Here is a 4,514-nt window from a genome sequence, read left to right as displayed (position 1 = left end):
ACTCCCATGATCCCTGGTTCAATTTCGGTTTCTAACTCTTCAAGTAGCGATTGAAAGTTAGGGTGTTCATCGTTGATTTCAATCTCAAATAAATCCGTGCTTTTTGTAACAACGGTTGCCCAATCGGGTAAAGTTTGTGCAATGGTCTTCGCGTAAAGTTTCATGGTTGTATCTTTGTACTTGATATTGAGACTGGAGGGTGAAAGAGATTACGGAGAGCGCCAATGTTGAATGAATTTCAATAGGGCTATGATTTTGGGAGAGATAAGTTCTGTTTTCTGGTCAATACCTTCGTTAATGTGTTCAGCCAAAAACAGAATTGAGGATAGTGGGACTTCAAGGACTTCGGAATAACGCAGTAATAGAGCTACACTTGGCTTTTTAGCTTCTGATTCAATTTCAGACAGATGTGATTTGCCTATTTGGAGCTTTTGCGCTAGTTCTGTTTGTGTGAGTTCGTGAGAGACGCGAATGGCTTTTAAAGCCTTAGCGATTGATTCAGTCATCAATATTTGAGTTAATAAATGACATTTGTGATTAGGAGGTAGAAGAGAATTAATTTGTCTTCTCCTCCAGCAATAATTAGTCAGCAATCTCCAACAAAAATCCCCGTCCCGTGTTCTGTACTTGCACCAGTTCTTTATCCAGCAGTGTTTGAATGACTTCATTAGAGAATTCAAATTGCAGACGATGCAGAGGAATACAACCGCCGCAAAGTCGAATCAAACGCAGCAAATGCTTGGCTCTCCCCTCAAAGTTCTCTGGAGAATTAGCCATTGTTTGCACCCCCAGTTATTACGGTTAACTGTTGTTGTAGAATTGCTATCTGTTGTTGATAAAAGTCAATCTCTGCGGTGATTTCTGAGAATAATTCCTGTGGAGAGAGTGGTTGAATTTGAGACTCTTCAAAGTGGAACAATTCGTCAGAATTTTTCTTAGGCATCAGAGCATAGCGCCAGCCACCACCGAATTGTTCAGCCAATTCAGTACTATTCGGGTAGTACTGAAGCCCTAAAATGATGCCCTGTTTTGTGCGTTGTTCCAAAGCAAAGCGCGGGTATGCCCAGTGTTTGGGGATTGATATTGTGGGTTGCATTGTTGTGATTGGTGAATGAAGGGATGGGTTAGGCAAAGGAGCAGGGGGCAATACCAATTCGCAATTTCCAATTCGCAATTCGCAATTAAACTGCGAATTGCGAGTTGCGAATTGGAATTACGCTGTTACAGGCTCCCGTAACCGTTGCCAGTTTTGAGCGGTTAACTGTTCAAAGGATAGGTTTAGCAATTGCTCACAGTTAGCCACTTCAGCAGAGAGCAACTGCTGTAATTCATTAGAACTCAGTTGTTCCAAGGGTCGGTATTGTAAGTATTCATCAGCTGGTTCAGCCAGCGATGTATCCACCATCGACAATGAGCGCATAGCATCAAACACGGAGTTAGAATACTGCTGCTGACTTGAATAACCCTGAATCACCCACCAGTTACCGTCAGTGCATCCGACTTGCCCCAGTTTCACGCCGTTGTTGTTGTAAATGCCATTATCGAGAATTTTAAACCCATAATTCTGGCACTCGTTGAAGATATGCGCCATGATTTGGTTTTCAGTAGTGCATAGTGTTGCAAGTTGTTCTTGTACTGGCAGTGTGCCATCTTTGTAGTGAGTGCAGATGAAGCGATGACAACGCATTAGAATGTTGGCACGAAATAATTCTTTATCGTTGACCATGACTACCCAGCGTTGCGTTAAGTGGTTATCGTCATGGCTGATGCTGGCTATCAGTTTGTCATCAGCGTAATATTCGTGATAGGAAAACGAGATTTCGACTATTCTGAGGGGTTCGGGGGCTACGGCTTGGGCTTGGGTTGCGATGTAGTGGTCGAGTTCGGCTTGGGCGAGGGCTTGGTTGTCAACTTTTTGAAGCTGGGCAGACTGGTGGGTGATGATTGCGTTTACCCAAGTCTGTCGCTGTGTTTTGTCCCCGGTGGGTGTTACGCCGAGTTCGGCGGCGGTTCTTTTGAGGCGGGGGAGGTTATAGCGGCAAAGGGCTTGCTGTGTATAGGTTGGATGGGTCATAATTGAAATCTCCATAAATAATTGGAACAAAAGGCGATCGCGAAAGTTTCTCAGGCTCAGTCGGTCGTCTTTTGTATTGTTTTCTTCTTTATGTACTACTTATGGTAGCGCTACTATGAGTAGTTAGCAATAGTCTAAAGCCAACTTTTGTATTACGATTAGTGATGCTACTCTTAGTAATTATTTAGATTACTTATGGATATACATACCACAGATAACCAACTGAAAGTAGTGCTACTTTAAGGAGTAATAATTAGGAAATGCCTGTGCTTGTAAAACTGAAAAAGACGAGAGAAGCTAAAGGCTTGTCTCAAAATGAGCTAGCTAGGAAAACTGGTTACAGTCTGCAAAATATTCAAAAAATTGAACAAGGTAGAGCTGCGTCAATTACATTTGATGCCTTGGGGAGATTTTGCGAAGTACTTGAATGTCAGCCTGGAGATATTTTGGAATGGCGGCCAAACAATATTGATGACAAAACTGGCCACTCATCAAATGATGAGGTGTTAAGAAGTGCTTCAGAGGAAGTAGAAGGAAAAAGTGAGTCGCCAAAATCAACAAAACGTCAAGCACACATGATTGTCATTGATGGCAATAGAGGTGCGGCATGAAACAAAAATTATACAATAGCCAACGCCAGGATGATTATGAGACGGCTTTGTTGCTATTGAAAAGAAAAACGGCATGACTGAAGCGAACCAATCTAATCAGGATAAAATACCTAACAAAAAACCAGAATCGTCCGATAAAACCATTGATTACAACTGGCGCGATCCCTCAAAACCTCGTAATTCTGAAGATGATGTAATTGTGGATGGTTGGCGGCGACGTGCTGATGGAACTTTTGAGAAAGTTGAAAATACAGAGGCAAAACAATGACATCGTTTATATGTGACCAAATCATAGATTTTGAAGCGAAGAATGCTTATGAAGCCCAAGATATTGAAAGGCTCATAGAGCAAGTAAAAACTTTGGTGGCAGAGTCAAAAGATAGCAAAGTTGTAATTTTACTGAGAAATGCTCATTATCTGACTACCAAAGCATTTGTGATTCTTTACAACTATATTCAAGAACCTTTCTCGACAAATGCAGTTTTTGTGTTAGTTTCTACCGATAAATCCCGAATATTCCCTCCTTTACTTGATTTGGTAGAGCATCGGCAACAAGCAGCTTAAATGTCAGCCTAGAGGTGGACGTATGAACAAACCACCCCAGAAGCGCAAAAAAGCCACCTCTGCGGCATCCGGTGACAGCACTCCATCAGATGAGCAAGACCTTGAGGATATCTCCCAAGAAGAAAATCCAGCTTCAGCAACAATTACTGTTAGCGCTGTCGAAGTTCCAGAATTAACCGAGCAGGAGCAAAGCGATCGCCTGCACCTGGAGCGGAAGGTGGAAAGGGCGTTTTTTGAGGCAGGGAAAGCGCTGACGGAATTAAGGGACAGGCGGCTTTATCGCTCCACGCATAAAACATTTGAAGATTATTGCCGCGATCGCTTTGCTCATAGCCGGCAACAATCCAATTATTTGATTGCCGCAGCTGGTGTTTACGAAAATTTGACAACCATTGGTTGTCAAAATGTGGCAAATGAGAATTTGACAACCAATGGTTGTCAAATTCTGCCCACGAGTGAGCGCCAAGTTCGAGCAATGACTAAACTTGAACCCCAGGAACAGCAGGAAGTGTGGCTAACGGCAGTAGAACTTGCTGGCGGCAAAGTGCCAACTGGTAGGATTGTGAAAGACGTTGTGCAAAGGATTATAGAACGCACCCAAGTACCCAACAGCTACCGAATTGGCGAAGTCTGCCAAATTCTTGCAAAGGACAACCCGGAACTCAGAGGCAAGGGTGGCTGTTGGGCGATTGTTAACGTAGTGAATGACTTTAGTTGCAGCGTGAGAATGTGGGATGGCGAGTATGCTGTTGGGTTGCAACACCTGAAATCTGACGATTACTTGCCTGAAGAATGTGAGCAGATGCGGGTGATTTGCGATCGCATCAATCGGGTGTATTCGAGTGGGCTAGAGGAGTCGATGCAGAAGTTTTTGGAGTCGTTAGGGAAGCTGAATCGGGCTTATTTGACGGCGTTGGAAGAAAAAGTGCTGAGTCTCTTAGAGTCGGAAATTACACATAAGGAAGCTTGGGGGTAAGGCAGGGATTTATGTGAGCGATTAAGTCATTGTCAATGAAGTTTGCTGTTCAAGCCGAGTTTGTAAATCTACAATCAGGTTTTCTCCACTGCGTCGGGCTGACCATACACCAGAATACTGCAAACCTATATTCCACTTCCTTGCATATTGTGACTTGAAGAAGATTTTGGACAGGTTGTCCAACTTCACCTTCCAAAACTAGATGTCCAACTTTACCTTCCAAAAACATGAAAAAGATAACATCTAGAAAAATTAAAGAAAAAGTTGACGAGGAGTTATATTAAAACAA

The 4,514-nt window shown here is 43.0% G+C and carries 9 protein-coding genes; 4 read left to right on the top strand and 5 right to left on the bottom strand.

Annotated elements, in window-relative coordinates; translation table 11 throughout:
• Positions 1 to 209 precede the first annotated feature (209 nt).
• From ACEW80_RS24275 to ACEW80_RS24260, 4 genes are all read right to left on the bottom strand, one after another.
• Positions 210 to 506 (bottom strand): helix-turn-helix transcriptional regulator, encoded by a 297-nt coding sequence (locus tag ACEW80_RS24275; protein ID WP_373529046.1) that lies wholly within the window; start codon positions 504 to 506, stop codon positions 210 to 212.
• A gap of 76 nt (positions 507 to 582) precedes the next feature.
• The gene (locus ACEW80_RS24270) at positions 583 to 777 is read right to left on the bottom strand and encodes a hypothetical protein (RefSeq protein WP_373529045.1); all 195 of its coding nucleotides are present in this window, start codon (positions 775 to 777) and stop codon (positions 583 to 585) included.
• Positions 770 to 1,096, bottom strand: a complete 327-nt coding sequence (locus ACEW80_RS24265) for a hypothetical protein (RefSeq protein ID WP_373529044.1) — start codon at positions 1,094 to 1,096, stop codon at positions 770 to 772. Before ACEW80_RS24265 ends, ACEW80_RS24270 begins: the two co-directional genes overlap by 8 nt.
• A 117-nt stretch (positions 1,097 to 1,213) precedes the next feature.
• On the bottom strand, positions 1,214 to 2,074 hold the full coding sequence (locus ACEW80_RS24260; RefSeq protein WP_373529043.1) for a hypothetical protein: 861 nt from the start codon (positions 2,072 to 2,074) through the stop codon (positions 1,214 to 1,216).
• A 260-nt stretch (positions 2,075 to 2,334) separates the two neighbouring features.
• On the opposite strand from ACEW80_RS24260, the gene ACEW80_RS24255 reads away from it, so the two are divergent.
• From ACEW80_RS24255 to ACEW80_RS24240, 4 genes are all read left to right on the top strand, one after another.
• The gene (locus ACEW80_RS24255; protein ID WP_373529042.1) at positions 2,335 to 2,685 is read left to right on the top strand and encodes a helix-turn-helix domain-containing protein; all 351 of its coding nucleotides are present in this window, start codon (positions 2,335 to 2,337) and stop codon (positions 2,683 to 2,685) included.
• 73 nt (positions 2,686 to 2,758) lie between these two features.
• Entirely contained in the window at positions 2,759 to 2,953 is a 195-nt protein-coding gene (locus ACEW80_RS24250; RefSeq protein WP_373529041.1) for a hypothetical protein, read from the top strand.
• Positions 2,950 to 3,249 (top strand): hypothetical protein, encoded by a 300-nt coding sequence (locus tag ACEW80_RS24245; RefSeq protein WP_373529040.1) that lies wholly within the window; start codon positions 2,950 to 2,952, stop codon positions 3,247 to 3,249. Before ACEW80_RS24250 ends, ACEW80_RS24245 begins: the two co-directional genes overlap by 4 nt.
• Before the next feature lie 22 nt (positions 3,250 to 3,271).
• Positions 3,272 to 4,225, top strand: coding sequence for a hypothetical protein (locus tag ACEW80_RS24240; RefSeq protein WP_373529039.1), 954 nt, complete (start codon positions 3,272 to 3,274; stop codon positions 4,223 to 4,225).
• Positions 4,226 to 4,246: 21 nt separating this feature from the next.
• Here the strand turns inward: ACEW80_RS24240 and ACEW80_RS24235 are convergent, their stop codons facing one another.
• Positions 4,247 to 4,408 carry a hypothetical protein gene (locus tag ACEW80_RS24235; RefSeq protein WP_373529038.1) on the bottom strand — a complete coding sequence of 54 codons (162 nt, stop codon included), beginning with the start codon at positions 4,406 to 4,408 and terminating at the stop codon, positions 4,247 to 4,249.
• Positions 4,409 to 4,514: the final 106 nt, after the last annotated feature.

It is taken from the genome of Nostoc sp., assembly GCF_041747015.1.
Taxonomy (GTDB): Bacteria; Cyanobacteriota; Cyanobacteriia; order Cyanobacteriales; family Nostocaceae; genus Nostoc.
This window is presented reverse-complemented; position numbering and strand designations above follow the sequence as displayed.

Coding starts and splice junctions, on each gene's coding strand:
- ACEW80_RS24275 (WP_373529046.1), bottom strand. CDS start 506: ATGACTGAATCAATCGCTAAGGCTTTAAAAGCCATTCGCGTCTCTCAC.
- ACEW80_RS24270 (WP_373529045.1), bottom strand. CDS start 777: ATGGCTAATTCTCCAGAGAACTTTGAGGGGAGAGCCAAGCATTTGCTG.
- ACEW80_RS24265 (WP_373529044.1), bottom strand. CDS start 1,096: ATGCAACCCACAATATCAATCCCCAAACACTGGGCATACCCGCGCTTT.
- ACEW80_RS24260 (WP_373529043.1), bottom strand. CDS start 2,074: ATGACCCATCCAACCTATACACAGCAAGCCCTTTGCCGCTATAACCTC.
- ACEW80_RS24255 (WP_373529042.1), top strand. CDS start 2,335: ATGCCTGTGCTTGTAAAACTGAAAAAGACGAGAGAAGCTAAAGGCTTG.
- ACEW80_RS24250 (WP_373529041.1), top strand. CDS start 2,759: ATGACTGAAGCGAACCAATCTAATCAGGATAAAATACCTAACAAAAAA.
- ACEW80_RS24245 (WP_373529040.1), top strand. CDS start 2,950: ATGACATCGTTTATATGTGACCAAATCATAGATTTTGAAGCGAAGAAT.
- ACEW80_RS24240 (WP_373529039.1), top strand. CDS start 3,272: ATGAACAAACCACCCCAGAAGCGCAAAAAAGCCACCTCTGCGGCATCC.